At 59.6% G+C, this 22,389-nt stretch carries 23 protein-coding genes and 3 pseudogenes; 11 read left to right on the top strand and 15 right to left on the bottom strand.

The annotated features are described in order from the left end of the window. On the top strand, nucleotides 1–222 hold the full coding sequence (locus tag AC1DV9_RS24575) for a hypothetical protein (protein ID WP_112540874.1): 222 nt from the start codon (nucleotides 1–3) through the stop codon (nucleotides 220–222). A 196-nt stretch (nucleotides 223–418) separates the two neighbouring features. Here AC1DV9_RS24575 and dhaL (AC1DV9_RS24570) read toward each other — a convergent pair whose 3' ends face one another. The 10 genes from dhaL (AC1DV9_RS24570) to AC1DV9_RS24525 all read right to left on the bottom strand — a co-directional run bounded on the left by dhaL (AC1DV9_RS24570) (nucleotide 419) and on the right by AC1DV9_RS24525 (nucleotide 10,389). Next, entirely contained in the window at nucleotides 419–1,060 is a 642-nt protein-coding gene (dhaL, locus tag AC1DV9_RS24570; protein WP_477950358.1) for a dihydroxyacetone kinase subunit DhaL, read from the bottom strand. Nucleotides 1,061–1,115: 55 nt separating this feature from the next. After that, nucleotides 1,116–3,140, bottom strand: a complete 2,025-nt coding sequence (locus tag AC1DV9_RS24565; protein ID WP_112386895.1) for a bifunctional sugar-binding transcriptional regulator/dihydroxyacetone kinase subunit DhaK — start codon at nucleotides 3,138–3,140, stop codon at nucleotides 1,116–1,118. Between the two features lie 201 nt (nucleotides 3,141–3,341). Continuing rightward, nucleotides 3,342–3,989: a dihydroxyacetone kinase subunit DhaL gene (gene dhaL, locus AC1DV9_RS24560; protein ID WP_477950357.1), complete on the bottom strand. Its 648-nt coding sequence runs from the start codon at nucleotides 3,987–3,989 to the stop codon at nucleotides 3,342–3,344. Between the two features lie 11 nt (nucleotides 3,990–4,000). Then, nucleotides 4,001–4,993 (bottom strand): dihydroxyacetone kinase subunit DhaK, encoded by a 993-nt coding sequence (locus AC1DV9_RS24555; RefSeq protein WP_442208294.1) that lies wholly within the window; start codon nucleotides 4,991–4,993, stop codon nucleotides 4,001–4,003. 33 nt (nucleotides 4,994–5,026) lie between these two features. Then, nucleotides 5,027–5,800 (bottom strand): SDR family oxidoreductase, encoded by a 774-nt coding sequence (locus AC1DV9_RS24550; protein ID WP_477950356.1) that lies wholly within the window; start codon nucleotides 5,798–5,800, stop codon nucleotides 5,027–5,029. 62 nt (nucleotides 5,801–5,862) lie between these two features. Then, entirely contained in the window at nucleotides 5,863–6,849 is a 987-nt protein-coding gene (locus AC1DV9_RS24545) for a substrate-binding domain-containing protein (RefSeq protein ID WP_112386871.1), read from the bottom strand. Nucleotides 6,850–6,932: 83 nt separating this feature from the next. Beyond that, nucleotides 6,933–7,937, bottom strand: a complete 1,005-nt coding sequence (locus AC1DV9_RS24540) for an ABC transporter permease (RefSeq protein WP_112386870.1) — start codon at nucleotides 7,935–7,937, stop codon at nucleotides 6,933–6,935. A gap of 54 nt (nucleotides 7,938–7,991) precedes the next feature. Continuing rightward, a complete protein-coding gene (locus AC1DV9_RS24535) occupies nucleotides 7,992–9,470 on the bottom strand; it encodes a sugar ABC transporter ATP-binding protein (RefSeq protein ID WP_477950355.1) in 1,479 nt (492 codons plus the stop codon). Between the two features lie 333 nt (nucleotides 9,471–9,803). Further along, nucleotides 9,804–10,220: a helix-turn-helix domain-containing protein gene (locus AC1DV9_RS24530; protein ID WP_112446046.1), complete on the bottom strand. Its 417-nt coding sequence runs from the start codon at nucleotides 10,218–10,220 to the stop codon at nucleotides 9,804–9,806. Next, a complete protein-coding gene (locus AC1DV9_RS24525) occupies nucleotides 10,156–10,389 on the bottom strand; it encodes a BrnA antitoxin family protein (protein WP_112386867.1) in 234 nt (77 codons plus the stop codon). The genes AC1DV9_RS24530 and AC1DV9_RS24525 overlap by 65 nt, the downstream gene beginning before the upstream one ends. A 121-nt stretch (nucleotides 10,390–10,510) precedes the next feature. Between AC1DV9_RS24525 and AC1DV9_RS24520 the strand changes: the two genes are divergently transcribed. The 3 genes and pseudogenes from AC1DV9_RS24520 to AC1DV9_RS24510 form a co-directional block, all read left to right on the top strand. Next, nucleotides 10,511–10,768, top strand: a complete 258-nt coding sequence (locus AC1DV9_RS24520) for a hypothetical protein (RefSeq protein WP_477950354.1) — start codon at nucleotides 10,511–10,513, stop codon at nucleotides 10,766–10,768. A 221-nt stretch (nucleotides 10,769–10,989) separates the two neighbouring features. Next, nucleotides 10,990–11,325 (top strand): helix-turn-helix domain-containing protein, encoded by a 336-nt coding sequence (locus AC1DV9_RS24515; protein WP_477950353.1) that lies wholly within the window; start codon nucleotides 10,990–10,992, stop codon nucleotides 11,323–11,325. Then, nucleotides 11,318–11,491, top strand: a pseudogene (locus AC1DV9_RS24510) (type II toxin-antitoxin system HipA family toxin); the annotation flags it as partial. The gene AC1DV9_RS24515 and the pseudogene AC1DV9_RS24510, both read left to right, overlap by 8 nt. 87 nt (nucleotides 11,492–11,578) lie before the next feature. On the opposite strand, the pseudogene AC1DV9_RS24505 reads toward AC1DV9_RS24510, so the two are convergent. Further along, nucleotides 11,579–12,544: pseudogene (locus AC1DV9_RS24505) on the bottom strand (AraC family transcriptional regulator). Between the two features lie 77 nt (nucleotides 12,545–12,621). Between AC1DV9_RS24505 and AC1DV9_RS24500 the strand changes: the two are divergent. The 7 genes and pseudogenes from AC1DV9_RS24500 to AC1DV9_RS24470 all read left to right on the top strand — a co-directional run bounded on the left by AC1DV9_RS24500 (nucleotide 12,622) and on the right by AC1DV9_RS24470 (nucleotide 18,506). Next, nucleotides 12,622–13,275: an SDR family NAD(P)-dependent oxidoreductase gene (locus AC1DV9_RS24500; RefSeq protein WP_477950352.1), complete on the top strand. Its 654-nt coding sequence runs from the start codon at nucleotides 12,622–12,624 to the stop codon at nucleotides 13,273–13,275. Nucleotides 13,276–13,489: 214 nt separating this feature from the next. Further along, nucleotides 13,490–14,587: a nucleotidyltransferase family protein gene (locus AC1DV9_RS24495; protein WP_477950374.1), complete on the top strand. Its 1,098-nt coding sequence runs from the start codon at nucleotides 13,490–13,492 to the stop codon at nucleotides 14,585–14,587. A gap of 153 nt (nucleotides 14,588–14,740) precedes the next feature. Next, complete coding sequence (locus AC1DV9_RS24490) at nucleotides 14,741–15,604, top strand: SDR family oxidoreductase (protein ID WP_477950351.1); 864 nt, start codon at nucleotides 14,741–14,743, stop codon at nucleotides 15,602–15,604. Beyond that, on the top strand, nucleotides 15,601–16,488 hold the full coding sequence (locus AC1DV9_RS24485; protein WP_477950350.1) for a TIGR02587 family membrane protein: 888 nt from the start codon (nucleotides 15,601–15,603) through the stop codon (nucleotides 16,486–16,488). Before AC1DV9_RS24490 ends, AC1DV9_RS24485 begins: the two co-directional genes overlap by 4 nt. 7 nt (nucleotides 16,489–16,495) lie before the next feature. Further along, complete coding sequence (locus AC1DV9_RS24480) at nucleotides 16,496–16,906, top strand: hypothetical protein (protein WP_477950349.1); 411 nt, start codon at nucleotides 16,496–16,498, stop codon at nucleotides 16,904–16,906. 308 nt (nucleotides 16,907–17,214) lie between these two features. Continuing rightward, nucleotides 17,215–17,686, top strand: a pseudogene (locus AC1DV9_RS24475) (SDR family oxidoreductase); the annotation flags it as partial. 28 nt (nucleotides 17,687–17,714) lie between these two features. Beyond that, a complete protein-coding gene (locus AC1DV9_RS24470) occupies nucleotides 17,715–18,506 on the top strand; it encodes an SDR family NAD(P)-dependent oxidoreductase (RefSeq protein WP_112386861.1) in 792 nt (263 codons plus the stop codon). 57 nt (nucleotides 18,507–18,563) lie between these two features. Here AC1DV9_RS24470 and AC1DV9_RS24465 read toward each other — a convergent pair whose 3' ends face one another. The 4 genes from AC1DV9_RS24465 to AC1DV9_RS24450 all read right to left on the bottom strand — a co-directional run bounded on the left by AC1DV9_RS24465 (nucleotide 18,564) and on the right by AC1DV9_RS24450 (nucleotide 22,245). Beyond that, on the bottom strand, nucleotides 18,564–18,932 hold the full coding sequence (locus AC1DV9_RS24465) for a hypothetical protein (RefSeq protein WP_477950348.1): 369 nt from the start codon (nucleotides 18,930–18,932) through the stop codon (nucleotides 18,564–18,566). A gap of 136 nt (nucleotides 18,933–19,068) precedes the next feature. Next, complete coding sequence (locus tag AC1DV9_RS24460) at nucleotides 19,069–19,191, bottom strand: hypothetical protein (protein WP_310300418.1); 123 nt, start codon at nucleotides 19,189–19,191, stop codon at nucleotides 19,069–19,071. Between the two features lie 971 nt (nucleotides 19,192–20,162). After that, entirely contained in the window at nucleotides 20,163–21,326 is a 1,164-nt protein-coding gene (locus tag AC1DV9_RS24455) for a zinc-dependent alcohol dehydrogenase (RefSeq protein ID WP_310300420.1), read from the bottom strand. A gap of 43 nt (nucleotides 21,327–21,369) precedes the next feature. Then, the gene (locus AC1DV9_RS24450; protein ID WP_442208303.1) at nucleotides 21,370–22,245 is read right to left on the bottom strand and encodes an SDR family oxidoreductase; all 876 of its coding nucleotides are present in this window, start codon (nucleotides 22,243–22,245) and stop codon (nucleotides 21,370–21,372) included. Nucleotides 22,246–22,389 lie beyond the last annotated feature (144 nt).

Genomic DNA, 22,389 nt, shown 5'->3' with positions numbered 1-22,389 from the left:
ATGGGCCGATTTGAAGATACCGAAGCCGCAATAACCGAACGGCTCCGTGCGATGAAAGGAAATCCGGATGTGACGATCAACCTTTTCGAACTCGGGGTTCCCTTGAATGCAGCGGGGTTTACGCAGGATGAGATCACGGCGGTGCTCGAAGCCCTGGAGCAGGACCGTATCGTTGAGTTTGCACCTGGCAACAGGCTTCGGCTGATTAAGCCGCTGCCCTGACATCGTGCTGGTGCGTCCGAACCGGCGACAATCTTGCTCTGGCCCGCTTTCCTCTGCAATCGGTCATTTGGCGTATGTTCTCGCGCAAGCCCGTCGCACAAAGCCCTTTGCCTCCAGCCGCTGAAGCTGTGTTCCCGGTCCAATCGGATGGAGCATTGCTATCGGATGTCACGCGACAAATGCCGCTCTGATCAACTCAATCCGCGAATACTTCCATCATCGCTTTCAAAACCAGAACCGCAGAAGCCGCGCCCGGGTCGACATGGCCGAGGGATCGCTCGCCAAGCCGCGCCGCTCGTCCGCGCACCGCCACCATTGAACGTGTGGCCTCCGCCCCACCCTCGCCTGCCACCACCACGTCACGCCACAGTTCCCTTACCCCGCTTTTGCGCACGAGTGCTGCACGAGCCGCCTCGGCGGCCGGAATCCAGGCGTCAAGCATCGTCTTGTCGCCACGCTGGCCCTTCCCGCGTTCCTGTATGCCAAGCGTTATCGCCTCCAACATGGCGACTTGGCCCGCAGCGTCCAGAGACTGCCCGCCTTCCAGTGCCTTTGCGGAACGTAAAAACGCTGTCGCATAAAGAGGGCCTGTCGAGGCGCCGACGGCGTTGAGAAACACCGATGCTGCGGTTGTCATCACAACCGACGGCGGCATCTCGTCGAGATCGGACCGTGCCAATTCACCAGCGACGGCGCCAAAGCCAAGAGACATCGTTATCCCATGGTCGGCATCGCCAATCGCGCCGTCAAGCTCGGTGAGGTAGTCTTTTTCTGCCGCGATCAAGCTGGATATCCGATTGAACATCCGGTTGAGCCTGCGCGCATCGTTCTCTGCCATTGTTTCCCTCCCATGTGCACAAGACGCCCGATGATGAGGCCGGTGCATGCCGATCTTACGTTATCTTCAGCACCGCGGTGTCGCAGGGATGGTGCAAGAGTTCCGTCAGTTCCTGATCCAGCTCCATGATCGAGATGGACGCCCCGACCATGTCGAGCGACGTACAGTAGTGCCCGACCCAATTGGCTTCGATCGCAATGCCCTTGGCACTCAACCGCTGCTCGACACGTCTGAACAGGATATAGAGCTCCATCATCGGCGTCCCGCCGAACGAGTTGACGAGCACGGCGACGCGGCTGCCTTTGGCCGCCCTCATCTCCAGGAATATCCGATCCATCACCCTGTCGACGATCTCATCGGCGCTGATCATCTTTTCGCGAATGACGCCCGGCTCCCCATGGATGCCCATGCCGAACTCGATATCTTCGGCGCCGATCTCGAAATTGGGCCGTTGCGTCTGCGGCATGGAGCATGGCTCAAGCGCCACGCCGACCGTATAGGTCTGTAAATTCGCCTTGCGGGTCACGGCTTCGCAGGCATTGAGCGGCAGACCGCGATCGCAGGCCGCACCAGCTATCTTGAAGGTGAAAAAATTGCCCGCCACGCCGCGCCGCCCATCCCGGTCTTCGATCGGCGAAGAGGTGATGTCGTCGGTGGTAAGAACCGTTCGCACGGGAATTCCCGCAGCCTCTGCCATCTCCGCCGCCATTTCAAAATTCATCACATCGCCGGCGTAGTTGCCATAAACGAAAAGAACGCCGGCGCCGCCGGATGCAGCTTTCGCGCAATGCAGGATGGGTATGGGAGGCGGTGACGAGAAGATGTTGCCGATCGCGACGGCATCCGCCAAACCTTTGCCGACATAGCCCAGGAATCCCGGCTCATGTCCGGATCCACCACCGATGACCAGCCCTACCTTGCCCGGTCTTGGTCCGTCGCGCGCAACCAGCGCGCGGTGCGATTTTTCGATCGGCGAAAGATACTTGCGATGGGCGCGCACCACGCCATCCAGCATCTCTTCGACGACATTGTCGGGATCGTTGAGAAATTTCTTCACGCGCGTTCGCGCGGCCGGCGGTAGAGGCGTCTGGCTTTCCGGCCGCAGGCGCTGGGGCGATCGCTGATCGATATCGGTCACGCCATCGGCGTTGAGAATGCCGCGGCCGGTCGCCGCGTCGGTAATCAGCACGTTGACATAGCCGCCGCGCAACGCCGCAAGAATGGACGGCACCTTGTCGAAGCCGCCGGCGGCGGCAATGCGCAGATCGATGTTCTTCAGCATCTCAAGTGAAATGCCGATCGTTCTGTCGTCGAGCGGTCCTGCGATCGCGCGGCCTTGGCCGTCGATAAAGCGGCCCGCCACAACTCCGACAGCGCCCTTGGCTAGATAATCCTGCAGTGGAACAGATTCGAAGAAGCCACTGGTATGAATGGTGGAATTGGGGCGCAGCGACGAAATGCCAAAAAGCGCCTTGTTGGCACCAGCAAGAGCACCGAATTGGCTCTCGATCAGCGGCTCTTGCATAAACGACTCCCGCACGGCGTTCGCCGAGACGATGGCGGGTGCGGAGATGTTGATCAGCTTGCCGTTGACGGCGGTGGCCAGCGCCGCGGCGCAGAGTTCAGGCGTATAGGCGAAGCTTGCGCGCGTGCCGCCCGTTGCCTGCACAACGGTGACATCCTGCAATCCTGGAACCTCGGCGCGCTCGCTGATCGCCAGCACCGTGCGGCCCCACGACACTGCGACGGTATCGCCCGATTTGATCAATCGATGTAGCGCTTGGCCGCCGGCAACGCCGATCCTGTCGATCAGCGGCCTGGCGGTGTCCTCGCTCGGAACGACGAGGCAGTCGGCAAGGCCAAAATGCCGCTTGAGCGCTTGCGCAACGGTGAGCGATGCAAGCCGTGCCGGTTCGATAGCAATGTTGACGATGCCGCGATCACGTGCGTCGGCGAGATAGCTGTTCACCGTTGCGCGGGATATGCCCATCACCTCGGCGATATCGCCTTGAGTTAATCCGTCTTCGTAGTAGAGCCAGCATGCCCAGACATAGGGGTCGTCGCCGTAGCGCAACGGCATGGCGTCCGGCGCCTGTGCGAGGTCGTTCTTGCCTGCGCCTGCTTTTCGCGCCTGCTGGGTCTTAACCGCTGCCACTCTGGAATGAACTCCCGCTTAGATCTGCCGGGAAGATGCCGCCAATACCAACGCATTGCAACCGCGCGGCGCGCGGCCCGCCGCCAGGGGACGAGGCCGCGCTGTCTTGGGAGACAAACCGTCTGATCAGCCGCCCTCAAGCCGGCTGGCAACGCCGATTGAAATTTCGTTAAGTATGAGGGCGCAGGAGGTCGCGCCCGCATCCAGAACGCCGCGAGAGCGTTCGCCCAGGCGGCTGGCGCGGCCGATCTTGGCGACCAGATCGATCGTCGAATCGCGCCCCTTTTCGGCTGCTTCCGCCAAAGCCGCGAGCGCATCGGCGAAAGACTTTCCGGATGCTGTCGCCTCGTCGAAAGCATTGACCGCCGGGACAAAGGCATCAATCAGCGTCTTGTCCCCGACTTTGGCCGAGCCGATCGACTGAATGCCATCCAGGCCAGCATGCAGCATCTGGCTGAATAGCTTGGCATCGACGATATCCCTGCCCTCGATCGTCTCACCGAATTCGGTGAACATGACGCCATAGAGCGGGCCCATTGAGCCGCCGATTTCGGTCATCAGCAACGTGCCCAGCGTCTCGAACGCGCCACTGAGCGATGAGTCCTGCCCTTTCAGACGCTCGGCCGCCATGCCGAACCCCTTGGCCATGTTGACCCCATGGTCGCCGTCGCCAATTTTGCCATCGATCTCGCTGAGATAAGCCCGGTTTTCAACGATACGGCCGGCCACTGAAAGAACGATGGCGCCCGCCGAGGCATTCTTGAAACTTTGCATGTCAGCGTTCCCTAGAGCAAGATTGTGCAGGACGTTTCGAGGTCGAGCAGCGGCTTCGTCTCGTCATCGAGAGCAAAGACCGTCAGCGTCGCGCCGACCATCTCAAGCGACGTGAAGTAATTGCCGACATAGGTTTTGTAGACAACGAGACCTCGGCCGCTGATCTCGCTCTCGATCGTGTCGTTGAGAATGTAGAGTTCATTGAGCGGCGTGGCGCCCAGGCCAGAGACAAGAACAGCAACCTCGGTGCCTTCCGGAAGATTGTGATCGTCGAGCACGATCTTGCACATGTCCTTGGCCACCTCGACCGCAGTCTTGAGCGGCTCGACGCGCACGCCAGGCTCGCCGTGGTGGCCGATGCCGACTTCCATCGTACCCGGCTCGATCTGGAAATTCGGATGACCGACGGCCGGCAGGGTGCAAGGACCGAGACCGACGCCGATCGAGCGGCAATTGTCGATCGCCTTCTGCGCCGCGGCGCGAACCTCTTCGAGGCTGCCGCCCTTGGTGGCCTTGGCACTGCCGATCTTCCACATGAAGATCTCGCCCGCAACGCCCCGGCGCTTTTCGCGTTCGGACAGCGGTGCCGAGCAGACGTCGTCATTGGCAACGACGGTCGCGACCTCGATGCCGTCCTTGGCGGCAAGTTTGGTCGCCATCTTCACGTTCATATTGTCGCCAGCATAGTTTCCATAGAGGCAGACGACGCCCGCGCCGCCATTGGCTTCGCGAATTGCATCGTGGAAGCTCTTGGCGGTCGGCGACGAGAACAGCTCGCCCACGGCGACGGCGTCCAGCATGTTCTTGCCAGTGTAGCCCATGAAACCGGGCTCGTGGCCAGAACCGCCACCCGTGATCACGCCAACCTTGCCTTTCACAGGCGCGTTCTTGGCGACGACAACACGCGGGTTTTCGGCAAGCCGCACGATATCGGAGTGGGCCTTGATGAAGCCCTTGACTGTATCCTCGACGACGAGATCGGGATTGTTGACGAACCGCTGCATGGGATCTCCTTAAAAATGTCCTGGCGCTCCGGCTCAGAGAATGGTGTAGCCGCCGTCGATCAGAAGATCGGCGCCGTTGATCATGTTCGCGCCGTCCGAAACCAGAAAGACGGCAGCGGCAGCGATTTCCTCGGGATAAGCGAAGCGGCCGGTGGGGATCCGCTTCTTGGCGGCCTCCCCCTTTTCGCCCGCCCAGGCCTTCTTGCCGAGTTCGGTCAGGACCACAGTTGGCGAGATAGTGTTGACGGTTATGCCGTACTTGCCCCATTCGGCGGCAAAGGTCTTCGACATACCGATGACGCCGAATTTCGAGGCGCAATAAGCCACGTGCTCTTCAATGGCCACGGTGCCAGCCTGCGACGCAAGATTGATGATCTTGCCGCCTTTACCGGCGGCGATCATGGCGCGGCCGGCAGCCTGCGTGACAAGAAAGCTGCCCTTGAGATTGATGTTGATCGTCTTGTCCCAATAGTCGAGCGACAGGTCTTCAGCAGGCGCCAGGAACACGACGCCGGCGCTGTTGACGGCAATGTCTACCTGGCCGAAAGCGGCGACCACGTCGGATATGGCGCGATTGACGGAATCAGGCTGCGAGACATCACAGACGAAGAATTTAGCCCCATGACCAAGCGAAGCCGCCTTGGCGCTTGCGATATCGGCATTGATATCCAGGACAGCGACCGTCGCGCCCTTTGCAGTCAATGCATCGGATATCGCCGAGCCGATCCCGGACGCGGCACCCGTGACGACAGCGATCTTGCCGGTCAGGGGGAAATTGAGGTCAATCTGGGGAGAAGTGTCTGTCATCTCTTCAAGCCTTTGCGATGTGGATGCCGGGGCGGCGCGACGCCGCCCCGGCGGTGCATTTTTTACTTGCGGGATTCGAGCAGCTTGTCGGCATTTTCCTTGGTGACCGGCGTCCACGGGACGAGGTAGTCCTTGGATGCGCCCTCTTCCCACTTCATGTCAGGATACTGGGTCCAGATCGCCGATTCCGGCTTGGCGTCCTTGTTCGCAGCCTTGATGGCCACGTCGAGAGCACCCTGTGCCTGTGCGTTGGCGTCCTGCAGGATCGATGCCATCTCGCCACGCTTGACGGCATTGATCGCATCGGTAACGCCATCGACGCCAGCGATCGCGAAGTCTTCGACCTTCAGGTTGGCGGCCTTGATCGCTTCAATAGCGCCGAGCGCCATTTCGTCGTTCTGGCCGATGACGCCGTTGATCTGGCCGGGATGCGATGTCAGCCAGTTCTCCATCAGGGTCTGGGCTTCCGCACGCGACCAATTGGCTGTCTGCTTTTCGAGAACCTTGACGTCAGGGCACGCCTTCAGCGCCTTCTCGTTGCCTTCGAGGCGCTGGATCTGACCGGACTGGCCGATCGGGCCCTCGAGGATGACGAGGTTACCCTTGCAACCCATCTTGTCGAGAACGGCCTTGGCTTCCAGTTCACCGGCCTCGACGTCGTTCGATCCGACGTAGGAGGTCAGGAGATCGGAGTTGACGCGGGCGTTGGACCCGACGACCGGGATGCCGGCATCGTGGGCGGCCTGAACAGCTGCGGCACCCGCCTCGACGTCCATCGGCACAAAGATGATCGCGTCGAACTTCTGGGTGATCATGGTGTTGAACTGTTCCTGCTGGACCAGCGCATCATAGCGGCCGTCGAATACCGTCAGCTCCACCTGGCCGCTCTTGACCGCCGGATGCTGCTTCAGCGCGGCCGACCAGATCTGCATGAATTCGGCATTGAGGCCGTAAGTCGTTGCACCGATCTTCAGCTTCTTGTCCTGCGCCATCGCCGGCGCGGCAAGGATTGCAGCGCTAGCGACGAGGGCGAGCATCAGTTTCTTCATGTTTTTCTCCTCCTTAGAGATATCCGTCGCCGTTATGACGCGCGGTTGGTCGACGGACCGCGGATGCGATCCGAATGATGAGGTCAGAGACCTTGATTTCGCTTCTGATCCAGCATGACGGCGCCGACGATAAGCGCGCCCTTGAGCACCTGCTGGTAGTAGGATTGGATACCGAGCAGATCGAGACCGTTGTTCATGACGCCGATGATCAGCGCCCCGATCAGCGTTCCCGTCACCCGGCCAACACCGCCCGAGAGGCTGGTGCCGCCAATGACGACGGCCGCTATGGCATCGAGCTCGTAGGCGATACCGGCTTGCGGCAGCGCAGATCCCGTGCGGGCCGAGAGCATCATTCCGGCGAGACCGGCGAGCGAGCCCGAGATGCAGTAGACCGTGAAACGGATGCGGGTGACGTTGATGCCGGAGGTGATCGCCGCATGCGGATTGCCGCCGACCGCGTAGATGTAGCGGCCAAAGCGGGTGCGAGTCAGAACCCACCAGGACACGATGAAGACGACGGCCAGGATCACCACCGGCATCGGCACGCCGAGAATGTTTCCGGTACCTATCCAGCGGAACTCGGGGATCAGCGCCGGGACAGGCTTGCCGCCACCATAGATCAGCGTCATGCCGCGTGCTGCCGACAACATGCCGAGCGTGGCGACGAAGGCCGGGACGGCAAAGCGCGAGACGATGAAGCCGACGACAGCGCCACAGGCCAGACCGACCGCGATACCGGCAATCAATGCGACGATGGCAGGGTACGGGGCACCCGCAATGCCGGCCGTTGCCGACGTCGTGACGAAGCTGGCGCTGATGATGCCGGCAAGCGCCACCACCGAACCGACCGACAGATCGATACCACGCGTCAGGATGACGAAGGTCATGCCGATCGCCAGCACGCCGTTGATGGATGTCTGCAGCAGCACGTTCGAGATGTTGCCGGCCGTCAGGAAGTACTCGTTCGACACCGACAGGATCACGGACAAGAGCAGGAAGGCGAGGAAGATGCCATATTCCTGGATGAGCAGCCTGCGGCGATCCGAGTTGAACCAGCCCGTCGTTGGTTTGTTATCTGTAAGGGACACTGTTTCTACCCTCTTCCCATGCCGATCCGTATTGAGAAATTCGCGGCGCACCTGTTACGTCGACAGATGCACCAGCGCTTGCGCGTCGGTTTCCACCCGCGGGTAGACGCCCGCCGAGCGGCCGTTGCGCATCACGAGAATGCGGTCGGACATGCCGAGCACCTCGTCTATCTCCGATGAAATCATCACCACCGTGCCTCCCGTGGCTGCGAATTCGCAGATGATCCGGTAGATTTCGCGCTTGGCGCCGACATCGACGCCGCGCGTCGGTTCGTCGAGCAGAAGCACCTTCGGGTTGCGCAGGAACCACTTGCCCAGCACGACCTTCTGCTGGTTGCCGCCTGATAGTCCCGAGACCGCCATGGTGTCGCGTGCGGTCTTGATGCCGAAACGCTCGATCATCTGCTGGCTGGCCGCCTGCTCGCGGCCGCGGCGCATGACGAAAGCCGGGCTGAACTCCGGCAGGCTGGCAAGCGCGATGTTGCCCCTGACGCTATCGACGAGATTGAGCCCTGTCAGCTTGCGATCTTCGGTGACGAGGGCAAGCCCTTGCTCCATGGCCTCGACAGGCTTGCTGACGGTGATCGCCTTGCCATCGAGCCTGATCTCGCCCCTATCCATCCGGTCGAGACCGAAGAGGCAGTTGAAGATCTCCGATCTGCCGGACCCCATCAGCCCATAGATGCCGAAAATCTCGCCCTTCTTCACGGAGAACGATACGTCCTCGACCTTGCCGCTCGCCGTCAACCCTACGACCTCGAACCCCGTGACATCGGTGGGCGTGTTGGTCTTGATATATTCCTCGCCGAGTTCACGGCCGACGATCATCCGGATCAGTCCCGCGCGATCAATATCGGCAAGGTCACCCGCACCGATATACGAACCGTCACGGAACACGGTGTAGGCGTCGGCGATCTGGAAAATCTCCGACAGACGGTGCGAGACGTAGACCACGCCCTTGCCCCCGGCCTTCAACCGTTCGATCGTCTTGAAGAGTTGCTGTGCTTCCTTTTCGCCGATCGCTGAGGTCGGCTCGTCCATGAAGATCACTTCAGCGTCATGGCTCAACGCCTTGGCGATTTCGACCAGCTGCATCTGCGCAACAGAGAGATTCATCATGAACTGCGTCGGGCGGATGTTGAACTCGAGTTGCTCCAGCAGCCGCTGCGCATTCTGGTTCATGGTCTTGAAGTCGATGCCGCCGAAACGTCCTGACGGCTCACGGCCGAGATAGATGTTTTCGGCGACCGTCATGTGCGGCACCGGACTGAGCTCCTGCTCAATGATCGCGATGCCTGATGCCAAAGCCGCCGCCGGACCGGAGAATTCCACGTCCACACCCCGTCGCCGGATAGATCCCGCGTCGCGCTTGTGGATACCCATCAAAATCTTGAGGAAGGTGGATTTTCCGGCGCCATTGCCACCGCATAGCGCATGCACGGATCCAGCCTTGAGCTGAAACCGGCCGTCGCGAAGCGCCGCGACGCCATTGAAGGACTTTGCCAGCCCTTCGACTTCCAGAAGATGTTCCACCCAAGTTCCTCCCGCGATCGGGCCATCTCACGATGGACCAATCATGCATCACGCTCCATCTCCAATGGAGCGATTTTTACAAGTGTCAAATACATTTCGACAAATGTCAATCAAGCAATTTACCTTGTGCATATCCCTTGAAGACGAGCGGAGGCGGCGTCCTCCCCTTTCAGGTAAGGCCGGCTGAGAGAACCGCATTTGCTGACGAGTTGCCGTAATTTCACGGCTGCGGACTACATGATGAGTGCAATCACATACGCTTGCGGAGAAGCTAGCGTCGTCTGACTGAGATCAAACATCGATCGGTGAATACAAAGATCAGAACAGCCGCCTTCAGCCTTTTCGGGGTCGCCCGCTCTCCAAACTGCGCGCGATAGAACTCTGGGCCGGCGTGGAACGCGCCTGCCGTGGCGACAGGCCGCACAGGGTCTTGAACGCCCGGCTGAAGGCGGCCCCGGAATCGTAGCCGACGTGGCAGCCGATATTGCCGATGCGCAGGTTCGATTTACGCAACAGGTTGGAAGCGACAGCCAGCCTCCAGCCGTGCACGTATCGCAACGGAGACTCGCCAACAGAAGCGCATTCGACGCGCCTGATCCGTGCATAGGTCAGGGCTGCTGGCGCCGTCCAGCCGTCTATTGTCACCCTGACACGGACGGTAGGCCCATCATACCGGAAACCGATGTCATCGGCTGGCTTCCATGGTCTCGCGCAGCGCCGCGTTGATGCGGTCCTGCCAGCCGGGGCCATCTTCCTGGAAGAAGGCGAGCACGTCGGTGTCGATCCTGATCGATACCGGTTCCCGGGTGGAGGGGATTGCCTGCCGTTCTACAGGTGCAGCCGGGGCCTTGGTGGCGGGCTTAAACAGGGCTTCAGCAGCATCGAGCGGATTGGCCGGCCTGCGGGGTGTGCGGTTCATGGATTTCCTTTAAATTTGTTGCGTAGAAGGGCTCGCTCACCGAGACACTCGGTCATGAGCATGAAATATCAGACGATACGTCTAGGCGCAGTCGCGAAGCGCACGATAGGACAGATGTAGCATGGATCGGCTGGGTTCCGCCGTGTTTTCCGTGCGGGCAGGGAAGAAAACCGGAGAGATTGTAGGCGGCCCCTGCAGCAGAAAACGAGACAACTCGTCGAAGAAGACGGGAACAGCCGATCCGTGCATCCTGAGGAGCCGTCTGCTGGCCAAGGACGCCAGTTTCTGCGCGGATTTTGCGCAGGCTTATGGCATGGACGCTCTCGAGTGCGAGATGCGATTGCCGATCAATGATTGTCCGGCGCTTTCGACCGGATAGCGGCGCGCTCGCGTCGGGAGTGGTCACTGAAACAGGCGGCCGCGTGTAGACAATATCGCCGTCGCGAAAGTTCGAACATTCATACTCCTGTTGATTGGAAGTCGGGTAGTTAATAGGATACGAGCGCCGCTCATCCGCCAGTCGCGCGACGAAACATCCCTCTGGAGCAATTGTAAGCTTCGTGCTACATATCTAGCCGATTTGTAGTGCGAAGGTTGCAAATGCCAACACCTCATAACCCTCCTGCCGCTGTGCGGCGCGCGCTGCGCAAGTTGGGCGCGGACATCCACGACGCACGCCGACGTCGCCGCCTCCCTATGGCGGTGGTAGCCGAACGTGCCTTCACCTCACGCTCAACGCTTCAAAAGATCGAGGCCGGCGACACCAATGTGAGCATTGGCATCTATGCAGGCGTCCTCCAGGCACTCGGCCTGCTGGACGGGCTGAGCCAAGTCGCCGACATTAGTAACGACAGCGTCGGCCAGGCTCTGGCAAGTGCGGAGTTGCCCAAGCACGCTCACCCGAAGCGATCGCCAAGACCGTCACGCGATGGCTGACTTTGAAATTCACCTCGACCTTCACGGCCACACACGTCCGATCGGACTGGCGCGAAGCGATCGCGTCCGTGGTACCGAAACTATCTTGTTTGAGTATGATCGTGCTTGGCTTGAGGACTCCGACCGCTTCTCGCTTGAGCCAGCTCTAGCTCTGAGCCGCGGAGCGCACCGCGGTAGGACCGAACGCGAGCGTTTCTGTCGTCGGTTCTGGCCTAGCGCAATGTTTGGTACCGGCTTATGGCGCGCGCCATGCCTAGGGACGCATGCTACCCTCACCGAGATGCTGGCGGATCCACTTAAGCTCCTGAGATGCTGTTCTGCCGAAATGCCGTTTGAAATCGCGGCTGAACTGCGCGGCGCTGATATAGCCGAAAAAACGAGCCACTTCGGCAATCGTGCGGTCCGGTCGCGTCAACATCAACCGTGCCTCGTGAAGACGTATAGCCTTCAAGTATTGGATCGGTCTTGATCCCGTCAGGGCTTTGAAATGCGCGTGATAGGAGGCGATGCTCATTCCTGCTCCGCTGGCCAACTGCAGCGTCGAGACCTCTGAACGATAGGCATCGCGCAGCCGAACGAGGCTCCGTATGATTTTCCCGACAGGACCTTTTTGCCTTGTCGCCGCGAGCATTGTTTCACCTTGCGGACCCACCAGAACCCGGTAGTGAAGCTCCCTGAGAAGCGAGGCCCCGAGGACCGACGCTTCCACCGGATCGGAAAGCGCCATTAGAAGGCGCATCAACAAATCCTCGATCTGCGGCTCTAGCCTGCTCGATACCAGCCCCTTCGGCTGCCCCACGGCTTGGGCTTCCCGCTTGTTGTCAAGCTGCGCGGCGATCTCCGTCGCAAGCAGCATATCAAAGTCGACATGGACGGCGAGGAGAGGCTATTCCGGAGAGGCCGTCGATTGCATTCGGAAGGGAACGGGAAGCGAAACGGCCAGATAGTGATCTTCATCATAGATATAGACTTGGCCATCGAGGATGCCCTGCTTGCGCCCTTGCAGCACGAACACTGCGCCGGGCCTGTAGAGAACGGGAACGTCATCAAGCATCGCCTCGGCGCGAAGAAGCCGCACGCTATCAAGAGCCGTCAGGTTGTAGCCCTGACGCGTCGCCAGGCTCGACGCGAGATCAACGAGCTTCGATCTTTGATCTTTGATCTTTGATCTTTGATCGGAATTACGGCCGTCATTTGTAGGATTTGGCAAGAGAGGCATAGTTTCAACAATCGATCAGCGGTAATCTCAGTAATATTTGTCAATTGCCACGCTCATTCAAGGAGAGGATTTCGGCTATGTCAAAGACATTCTTCATCACCGGTGCCAATTCGGGCTTCGGTTTTGCCATTTCCGCAGTACATCTTGACCTCAACGACCCACAATCCCTGCAGGACGCAGCGCGCGATCTCGGTGAACGCTTCCCCACGCTCAATGTGGTGATCGCCAATGCCGGAATCTCGCGGACCGAAGATATGACGTCCGGCACATGGAATGTCTCATCGTCGGTGGACATGATCCAGACTAACATTGTCGGCGTGATTAGCACTGTTGCGGCTTTCCTGCCTGTTCTGAAGGCCCAGCGGAATGCCACCATCATGGCAACCAGCTCTGCTCTCGCCTTCCTGCCGCGGGCAGATTTTGCCACCTACTGCGCCAGCAAGGCCTTCCTGCATTCATGGCTGACGTCGTTGCGTCATCAGCTGCGGAAGTTGCCGATCGAGGTTCTCGAACCTTCCCCGCCCTATGTGCGGACGGAGTTGACCGGCCTTTCTCAAGCAGCCAATCCGCGCGCCATGCCGCTCGCCTCTTACATCTGCGAGGTCATGTCCATGCTTGAAAACGGACAGCACCCGCGTGGCGAGCTGCTCCTGGAGCGGGATCAATCCCGCCGCTTGGCCGAGCGTGACGGGACGTTCGACAGCATCTTCGCGGCCATGAATCCAGCCTGAGCTTGTCCGGGCGAGGCATATCCAAATGTAACAAGGCGCACAGTCACAACGCGCGTCTTGTGCACGCCATCGCAGGTTGTACGCGGGCAAGTTATAATGTTCCTGCCGAATCATTATAACCCCTCCGTTGACTTCTCGTATTGGCGCTATAATGTTTTTGTCAGAAAATTATAACTCCGGTTCGGTGCTGAGAAGGCTACAAGCAGGAACGGCGATGTCGAAAATCAAACAAGTCGATATTAGCTACCGGACAATGTTCGCAGAGCTCGTCGAGCGCTCGCTCGATGCCCAATTCCAGGCAGACTTTCCCTTGGAGGGCCGGTTCGTGACCGTACCGGTCAAGGATCGCAATTACTGGTACTTCGACCTGCCCACTCCTGGCGGCAAAGACAAGCGAAGCTATGTCGGCCCGCACCACGATGAAGCGATCACCGCCCGAGTGAATGCCCACATGGAACTAAAGGGTTCGATTCGTGACCGGAGGCGAATGGTAAGCACATTGCGCCGCGCTGGTCTTCCAGGCCCCGATCCGTTTGCCGGAGACGTCACGCAGGCGCTTGCAAATGCAGGGTTATTCCGCCTGCGCGCAGTTCTGACAGGGTCCGTCGCTTTCAGCGCCTATGCAGGCATTCTCGGCGTTCGCTTACCATCCTCGGCCATGCAGACCGGCGATGCTGACTTTGCACAGGACTTCGCGATTTCGGCGGAGGTGGGCGACAGCCTGCTTCCCGTCCTGGAAATCCTCCGGTCAATCGATAGCGGCTTTCGCCCGGTTCCCCACCAGGGGGACAAGGCCACGGTTATCGCCTTCCAGAATGCGAGGGGATACCGGGTGGAATTTCTCACCGGCAATCGCGGATCAGCCGAACACACGGGCAAGCCCTCGCCGATGCCCGCTCTTGGCGGCGCTTCCGCAGAAAATCTAAGGTTTCTCGACTACCTCATCTACGAACCGGTGCGCACCGTTCTCCTGCATCGAGAGGGTGTGAATGTGCTGGTTCCTGCTCCGGAGCGTTTTGCTGTCCATAAGCTCATCGTCGCTTCGCGGAGGCTCGGAGATGCGCTGGGGCGAGCAAAGGCCGACAAGGACCTGTCTCAGGCGGCCCTGCTGTTTGAGGCACTCGTTGAAACGCGACAGGGCGACGTTGTTGCAGATGCCTGGCAAGAGGCGTGGGATCGCGGCGCAGCCTGGAAAGAAGGCATCTCCAAAGGCTTTCTCAGGCTACCTGAAAACGGCGTCGCCGCTTTAAGAGCCGCGCTCGGCCCGCAGCAGCTCGAAGGCGTCATGAGTGGTGATAGTCCCTCCCCGTGACATACGATCGCATCGAAGGCCCGGTCGAACGCACGCATGTCGCCGTTGGTCGACAATGGCTGCGCGAGCCCAAACTCCGCTGATACCTCTCGATGGATTGTGGAACCAAGCCCTATCCGGTCCGTTCTCTCACCTAAAGGAGAGGACACAACCATGCCGGAAACCAATCGCCCAATACCGCCGCAACCTGAGCAGCAGCAACCGCCGCCTGGGCTGACAAGATTGATGAAGCCCGCGCCGGATCACGGCGAGGAGAGCTACAAAGGCAACGGCAGGCTCAAGGGAAAGGTAGCGCTGATTACGGGCGCAGATTCCGGCATCGGTCGTGCCGTGGCGATCGCCTTTGCGCGTGAAGGCGCCGATGTCCTGATCTCATATCTCAGCGAAGACGAAGATGCCGTGGAAACGGCGAGATGGGTCGAAGAAGCTGGTAGCCGTGCCTTGGCCGTTGCCGGCGACATCACCTCAGAAAGTCACTGCATTGCTCTCGTCGAACGAACCGTCAGGGAGTTCGGAGGAATCGATATTCTTGTCAACAACGCAGCCTTCCAGCGCACCTACGCTGCAATCGGCGACATCACCGAGGAAGAATGGGACGAGACTTTTCGCACGAACATATATGCCCCTTTCTTCCTCGCCAAGGCTGCCGTGCCTCACATGAAGCCTGGCGCCAGCATCATCAACACCACGTCCATCCAATCGCGCCAACCCTCCTCCCATCTTCTGGCCTATGCCTCCACCAAAGGCGCGGTTTCGAACTTCACCGCGGGCCTTGCCGAAATGTTGGCGGGAAAAGGCATACGCGTAAACGCGGTCGCCCCCGGCCCGATCTGGACGCCACTTATCCCTTCGACCATGCCGCCGGATAAGACCAAAGATTTCGGCAAAAAGACGCTGATTGGCCGCGCTGGTCAACCGGCCGAACTCGCCGGGGCATATGTGTTGCTGGCCTCGGCTGAGGGTAGCTATATGACCGGCGCCATTATTCCGGTCACGGGCGGCGAGATCATGATTTGAGCGCGGCACCGTCGTCAGAAAAGCTCAGGGGCAAAACCCAGCCGAAATTCGACAGTCTAGAGTTCGCCGCTGGAATAGCGCGCGGTTTTGCAGGCGCACTGCTTTTTGCCCTGCCGATGCTGATGACTATGGAGATGTGGGAACTCGGGTTCTACATGGACCGCACGAGACTGCTGCTTCTCCTCGTCATCAATATCCCGCTGCTCATCTTTCTGTCTGACCGCATTGGCTTCGAGACAACGTCTACCTGGAGCGAAGCGGTCCGAGACGCGAGCATCGCCTACGGCCTTGGCATCGTCTGCAGTGCTCTTATCTTGTCCGCAATGGGCATCCTCCGGAATGACCAGTCTGCGCACGAGGTCATCGGCATGATTGCCATCCAGGCAGTGCCGTCGAGCATCGGAGCAATGCTGGGGCGCAGCCAGCTTGGCGGGCAGTCCGATGAGATTGATGATCACGGTGACGGAGATGACTCGGTGGATAGCCGGGAGACGAGCTATGCAGGCGAACTGTTCTTGATGGCTGTCGGCGCCCTTTTCCTCGCGCTTAACGTGGCGCCGACCGAGGAAATGATCCTCCTCTCCTACAAAATGTCGCCCTGGCACGCATTGGCTATCATCGTGGCGTCTCTGGCGATAATGCATGGCTTCGTCTACACCCTGTCGTTCCACGGAAGCCATGACCTTGCCGAGGGGACGCCTGGGTGGCACGCCTTTGTCCGCTTCACCCTGCCAGGCTATGTCATCGCTCTCGCTATCAGCGGCTTTTGTCTGTGGACGTTTCACCGGATCGACGACACTTCTACGACACAGGCGTTGATGACAACTGTGATCTTGAGTTTCCCGGGCGCTATTGGCGCGGCTGCTGCGCGGCTGATTTTATGAGGCAGGCATGACCAAGATATCGAGATCTTCAAACATCGAAAATGCCGAACCGCATTGGATTGAATGGTTGACCGGCCTCGTCTCGGCAGCCCTCGTGATCGTGCTCATTACCTGGATCGGCAAGGACGCGCTGATGGATAGAGACAGCTCTCCTGACCTTGAGGCGGCTGTCGTCCGGACGGAACAACGCAGCACCGGCTATCAGGTTTTGTTCGAAATGAGCAACAAGGCGAGCGCAACCGCCGCCGACGTGACGGTACGAGGTGAACTACAGGACGGAAAAGCCATCATCGAGAGTGTCGAAACCGTACTCGCCTATGTTCCAGGCCGGTCTAAAACGAGGGGCGGTTTGATTTTCGAGAATAACCCTGCCGGAAAGACGGTAGTTGTCAAAGCCTCGGCCTACAACGAGCCGTAAAGCTGGTCACGCGGCGAGTTCGATTGCTTTCAGCTGAGTCCCAGGGCTGAACGCGGGACTGATGTTTGCGGGGTTCGGGGCATTGACGCGTGCGATAATCGAACCGATCGATATCACTCACGGATGCCGGCATCAGCTGGTCGCGCCAACGCCTTTACGAATCAATCTTGCTTGCCAGGAAGCGTTTTGCCAGCGCTACGGCGTTGCGCCAACCACAAGCGGTGGGTAATCTAAAAGGATAGCGCCCCCGCACGATCAGGTCGATCAACGCTCTAAAGACGTGGCACGAAGGGATCGACTGGCCCCCCGGTCCGGTCGAAAGCTGGTCGGAAGCAGACTTCGACAAGTCGTTCGCAACGAACGTAAAGGGTCCTTACTTCCTCATCCAGGCGCTTCTGCCGATCTTCTCGAAAGGCGACCTCGGTCGTGTTAAATACTTCGATCAACGCCCATATCGGCATGTCGAACTCGAGCGTTTACTCGCTAACCAAGGGCGCGCTTCTGATGTTGGCAAAGACGCTGTCGGGCGAGCTGGTCGGCCGCGGCATTCGGCTTAACGCCGTCAGGCCCGGCCCTATCGCGACACCGCTTTACGCAAAGCTCGGCATGTCGGAAGCGGAAATGAAGACAATGGCCGAAGGCGTGCAGAAGCAGATCCCGGTCGGTCGTTTCGGAGACGTGTCGGAGGTTGCAAAGACCGTGGTCTTCTTCGCATCCGACGAAGCCTCCTATATCGTCGGCAGCGAGCTCGTCATCGACGGCGGCATGAGCAATCTTTAACCGGCATCCAACTTCACAGGAGCAGAACATGCTAATCGATCTCAAAGGCAAGACCGCCCTGGTGACGGGGTCCACGGAGGGCATAGGCTACGCCGTCGCCCGTCAGCTCGCCAGAGCCGGCGCGGACGTGGTTGTCAACGGCAGGTCCGAAGACAAGACCGAGAAAGCGGCAGGACGGCTGAGAAGCGAAGGCGCCAAGGGCATTGTCACGGGGGTGGCGGCTGATCTCGCCACCGCCGAAGGGTGCGCAAAACTCGTGGTAAAGGTGCCGCTGGTCGACATCCTCGTCAACAATGCCGGCATCTTCCAGCCAAGCGATTTCTTCGACACCACGGACGAGGTCTGGGACCGTCACTGGCAGGTGAACGTCATGTCTGCTGTCCGGCTGTCCCGCGCCTATCTCCCAGGCATGCAAGAAGCAAACTGGGGCCGCGTCGTCTTCATCGCATCGGAATCCGGCTTCAACATTCCGGTGGAAATGATCCACTACGGCGTCAGCAAGACGGCCGACATCGCTGTCGCGCGCGGGCTTGCCAAACGAATGGCAGGCACTGGAGTTACCGTAAACTCGGTTCTCCCTGGTCCAACTCTTTCAGAGGGCGTCGAAGCAATGCTTGCCGCTGAGCGCGAAAAGACCGGAAAGTCGATTGAGGAAGTCGCTGCTGACTTCGTCAAGCAGCACCGGAGCAGCTCCCTCATTCAGCGCGCGGCCAGCGTCGAGGAGATCGCAAATATCGTGACGTATCTGTCCTCGCCATTGGCATCAGCCACGACTGGGGCTTCGGTGCGCGTGGACGGCGGCCTTATCGACACGCTCTGAAGATCAGACAAGCCGAAGCCAACCAGGGCCTCTGCGAACAGCACAGGCTTCCTCTCGTCATGAAATCGCCACGTCCCTACCGTGGAACTCGTCGCGAAAATCCTGTGCTCGCTTTTCGTCGGGCGCGGTGACGATGACGAACCGGCGGCCGGCCTCCGGCGTCTCCTGGTGCGCAAGATCGATCATCCAGATCGTGTTCGCCGACCTTTGGGTCATTTCGATGAGTTTCTCCATGACGGGGTCGTCTTCGTCCTCGATACCGAAGGTTGTCTCATAGGCGAAGGTTTCCTGCGCGGGAGAACCCCTAATCTGCTCCCGCAGCCAGTCCCAAAGGTTTTCGAAGTCAACCGGGAACGGAGAAAACTCCATGTTCACCTGGACAACATCTCGGGCAAAGACGACCTCGCCATCGTAGAAGGCATGCATTCCCAGGAAATATTCGGAAAGCTTTCTGAAAGGGCCTCGCGCAGCGTCTTGAGGTTAGAGGTTGTCTGGAACATTAAGGTCTCCCTGGCAAAGGTCTGGGATTGGCCGCGGCGAAATGCCGAGTAGCTTGCATAATCTATCGTCGCGTGATGTCGTACGGCCTCGGATAGGAAGCCTCGTGGCGGGAAGGCAGCAAATTGGCGGCAAGGACTGCCAGCATGAGCACGATGATCGAAGTGGCGATCAGAACGACCTTCATCAGGAATCTCCTATACCAATAGAACCGTCGTAAGGCTCGCTGGTTCCAACACCCCGCGCGCCGTGTCGCCTTTGCCTGTCTGATCGAGGAACTTGGTCTTGCTGCCGGAGTTCTCCTTCAGAATTCAGAAGGAGACCTGCAATGATCACGAAATCGATCCCCAATTCCGACGAGCTTCTCCCGAGGACCTTGAACAAAGACAGGCAGGACGAAGCAATTCCTCACTCAAGCATAGACGACCGCCGTGCTCCGCCCGTGAACATGGGCACCAGCCGCGTAGCCGGAGACGGCTTGACCGAGGCCGATTCGAAGACTGGCCGTGCAGATCCCAAGAGTCGTATCCCCGCCCCGCAGACGGCCAACCGGGAGTGAAACAATCACGGACTGAAGCCGTTGCTTGAACATCGACGAGCTGCAGTCCGACGACGAGATTTCGCCGTAGCCGGACGGTGCGAGCGCGGTCGAGACAAGAAGAAAGAGCGGAAGTTCGAAATCGCCAGAGCCACACATCTTCCACTGCGACCGGCGACATCCAAATAGAAGATTTGACGGTATCCCAACACCGGCCGAAAAATTTTCGCTCTCCAGAGCGGCCACGGCCTTCCTGACCGCTCTGCTCCACCTGTAGTGGTGACGGAAGAGCAGGCCCTACGGATCTGCGCGTACTTGGACGGCGACCAGGAACGCAAGGACGACGCCGACTTTCTCGAGAGGCAGCTCGCGCGGCCGAAACACGGTTAAGCCTGATGCCCTGTACGTTCTCCTCGTCAGCGTATTCGCCTTCGAACTCGCTCAGCGCGGTTAGCCGTGCAAACGAGGGAAACCATACACGGAGCAGGCAAAAAACAGCTTTCCGAAGCGCAGGGGAGGAGCGCGCTCAGGGCGCCAGCTATGCTGACGAAGCTCGACAACCAGGGCGTACGCGCCGACGAACGATGGCCTCCAACACTGGAGTGGGAAAGATCGGCAGTTTAACCGTTTGGCCGAATGACAACCTTAACGCAGCCGTCTTGCTTATCACGAAAGGTTTTGTAGGCATCCGGCCCCTCTTCAAGACCGATGCGATGCGTAATCAGGAAGGACGGGTCGATTTTTCCGTCGATGATCAGCTTCATTAGCGGTTCGAGATAGCGTTGCACATGGGTCTGGCCGGTCTTCAGTGTCAGGCCCTTAGCAACGAGTGCGCCGAGCGGTGCGGGCACGGCCGGTCCTACGAAGACACCCGGGAGCGACACGGTGCCGCCTGGACGGCACGCGAGGATCGCTTGGCTCAAGGCGTAAGGCCGCTCCGTTGATGTCAGTTTGGTCTGCAGGCTCTCCATCATTCCACCGGCGCCGTGGCTCTCCAGCCCGACTGCCTCGATCACGGCGTCCGGCCCCTGCCCACCCGTCATCTCGACGATTTTTTGCTGAAGGTCGTCGTCCGTGTAATCGAGCGTTTCGGCACCCGCCTGACGCGCCAGCGCCAGACGCTCGGGCACGGTGTCGACCGCAATGACGCGTTCGGCGCCCAGGAGGAACGCCGATTTGATTGCAAAGAGGCCGACGGGACCGCATCCGAAAACGGCGACCGTCTGCCCCGGTTGAATGTCGCAATTTTCCGCCGCCATGTAGCCGGTCGGGAAGATATCGGAGAGGAAGAGAACCTGCTCATCACTTAAACCGTCTGGCACCTTGATAGGGCCGACATCGGCAAAGGGCACGCGCAGATATTGCGCCTGCCCGCCGGGGAACCGGCCGTACATGTCGGAATAGCCGAAAAGCCCTGCAGTCGGATAACCGATCTGCTCGGCCTGTTTAGCGCCGGACGGATTCGACCGCTGGCACAACGAAAACAGGCTGCGTTGGCACATCGAGCACTCGCCGCAGGAAATCGTGAAGGGAACGACGACGCGGTCGCCAACCTTGAGTTTGGAATTGCCGCGACCGACCTCGACGACCTCGCCCATCGTCTCGTGGCCCATAACGTCGCCTGCATGCATGCCTGGAACGAAACCGCCGTACAGGTGCAGGTCGGAGCCGCAGATGGCGCAGCTCGTCACCTTGATGATCGCATCGCGCTCGTTCTGGATAATCGGATCGTCGACTTCTTCACAACGGATGTCTCCGCTACCGTGCCAGGTTAAAGCCTTCATGTCGTTCTCCTCTGCGCGTTTTTCTTGGATCATCGTTTAGGATTTAGGGCTGGCCGCCACCGCCGGCCGCGCCATACACCTGCCCTGTTGCGTAACTGGCCGAGGGATCGGCAAGCTGAACGTAAATCGAGGCGAGTTCGGCCGGCTGGCCTGGACGACCCATCGGCGTCTTGCCACCGAACTGTTCCAGTTTTTCCATCGTCGCGCCGCCGGCCACTTGCAGCGGTGTCCAGATCGGTCCCGGCGCCACGCCGTTGACCCGGATGCCCTTCGGCCCGAGCTGCTTGGCCATCGACTTTGTGAAGTTCATGCCGGCAGCCTTGGTCATCGCGTAGTCGACCAAGTCCTCGGAGGGGTCGTATGCCTGCTCAGACGTCGTGATAATGATGGCCGAACCAGGCTGCAAATGTTTGAGCGCGGCCTTCGTCAGCCAGAACATCGCGTAGATGTTGGTCTTGATCGTCGCGTCGAAGGCATCGGAAGTGATCTCCGACAACATTCCCGCCTGCTGCTGGCGTCCCGCGTTGCTGACGAAGATATCAAGACCGCCCAGCCCCTTCACCGCATCCTCGATAAGCTTCTCGCAGAAAGCCTGATCGCGAAGGTCGCCAGGCAATGCCACGCCCTTTCGTCCTTCTTTTTCAATGAGCGCGATAACTTCCTTGGCGTCGAACTCTTCGTCAGGAAGATAGTTGATGGCAACATCCGCGCCTTCGCGGGCATAAGCAATCGCAGCCGCCCGGCCCATTCCGGAATCGCCGCCGGTGATCAACGCCTTGCGCCCGGCGAGCCTACCCGAGCCTTTATAACTTGTCTCGCCGTGATCCGGTTTTGGGTCCATCTTGCCGGCAAGGCCCGGAAAAGGCTGCGACTGGCGCTGGAAAGGCGGCTTCGGATATTTCGTGGTCGGGTCTTCCATGGATGTTGATTCCTTCGATCGGGCTTGCGATTGCGCCGGGAGCGCGGCGGCGGCAAAAGTAGCGGTCGTCGCCGCAAGAACTGACCGGCGCGTCAAATGGAGAATGCTCTTCATTGTTTTCCCATGCAGACCACAGACAACGGA

Source organism: Rhizobium sp. 01L410, from assembly GCF_056400165.1.
The sequence above is the reverse complement of the archived record's forward strand: the minus strand, read 5'-3'. Positions and strand labels throughout refer to the sequence as shown.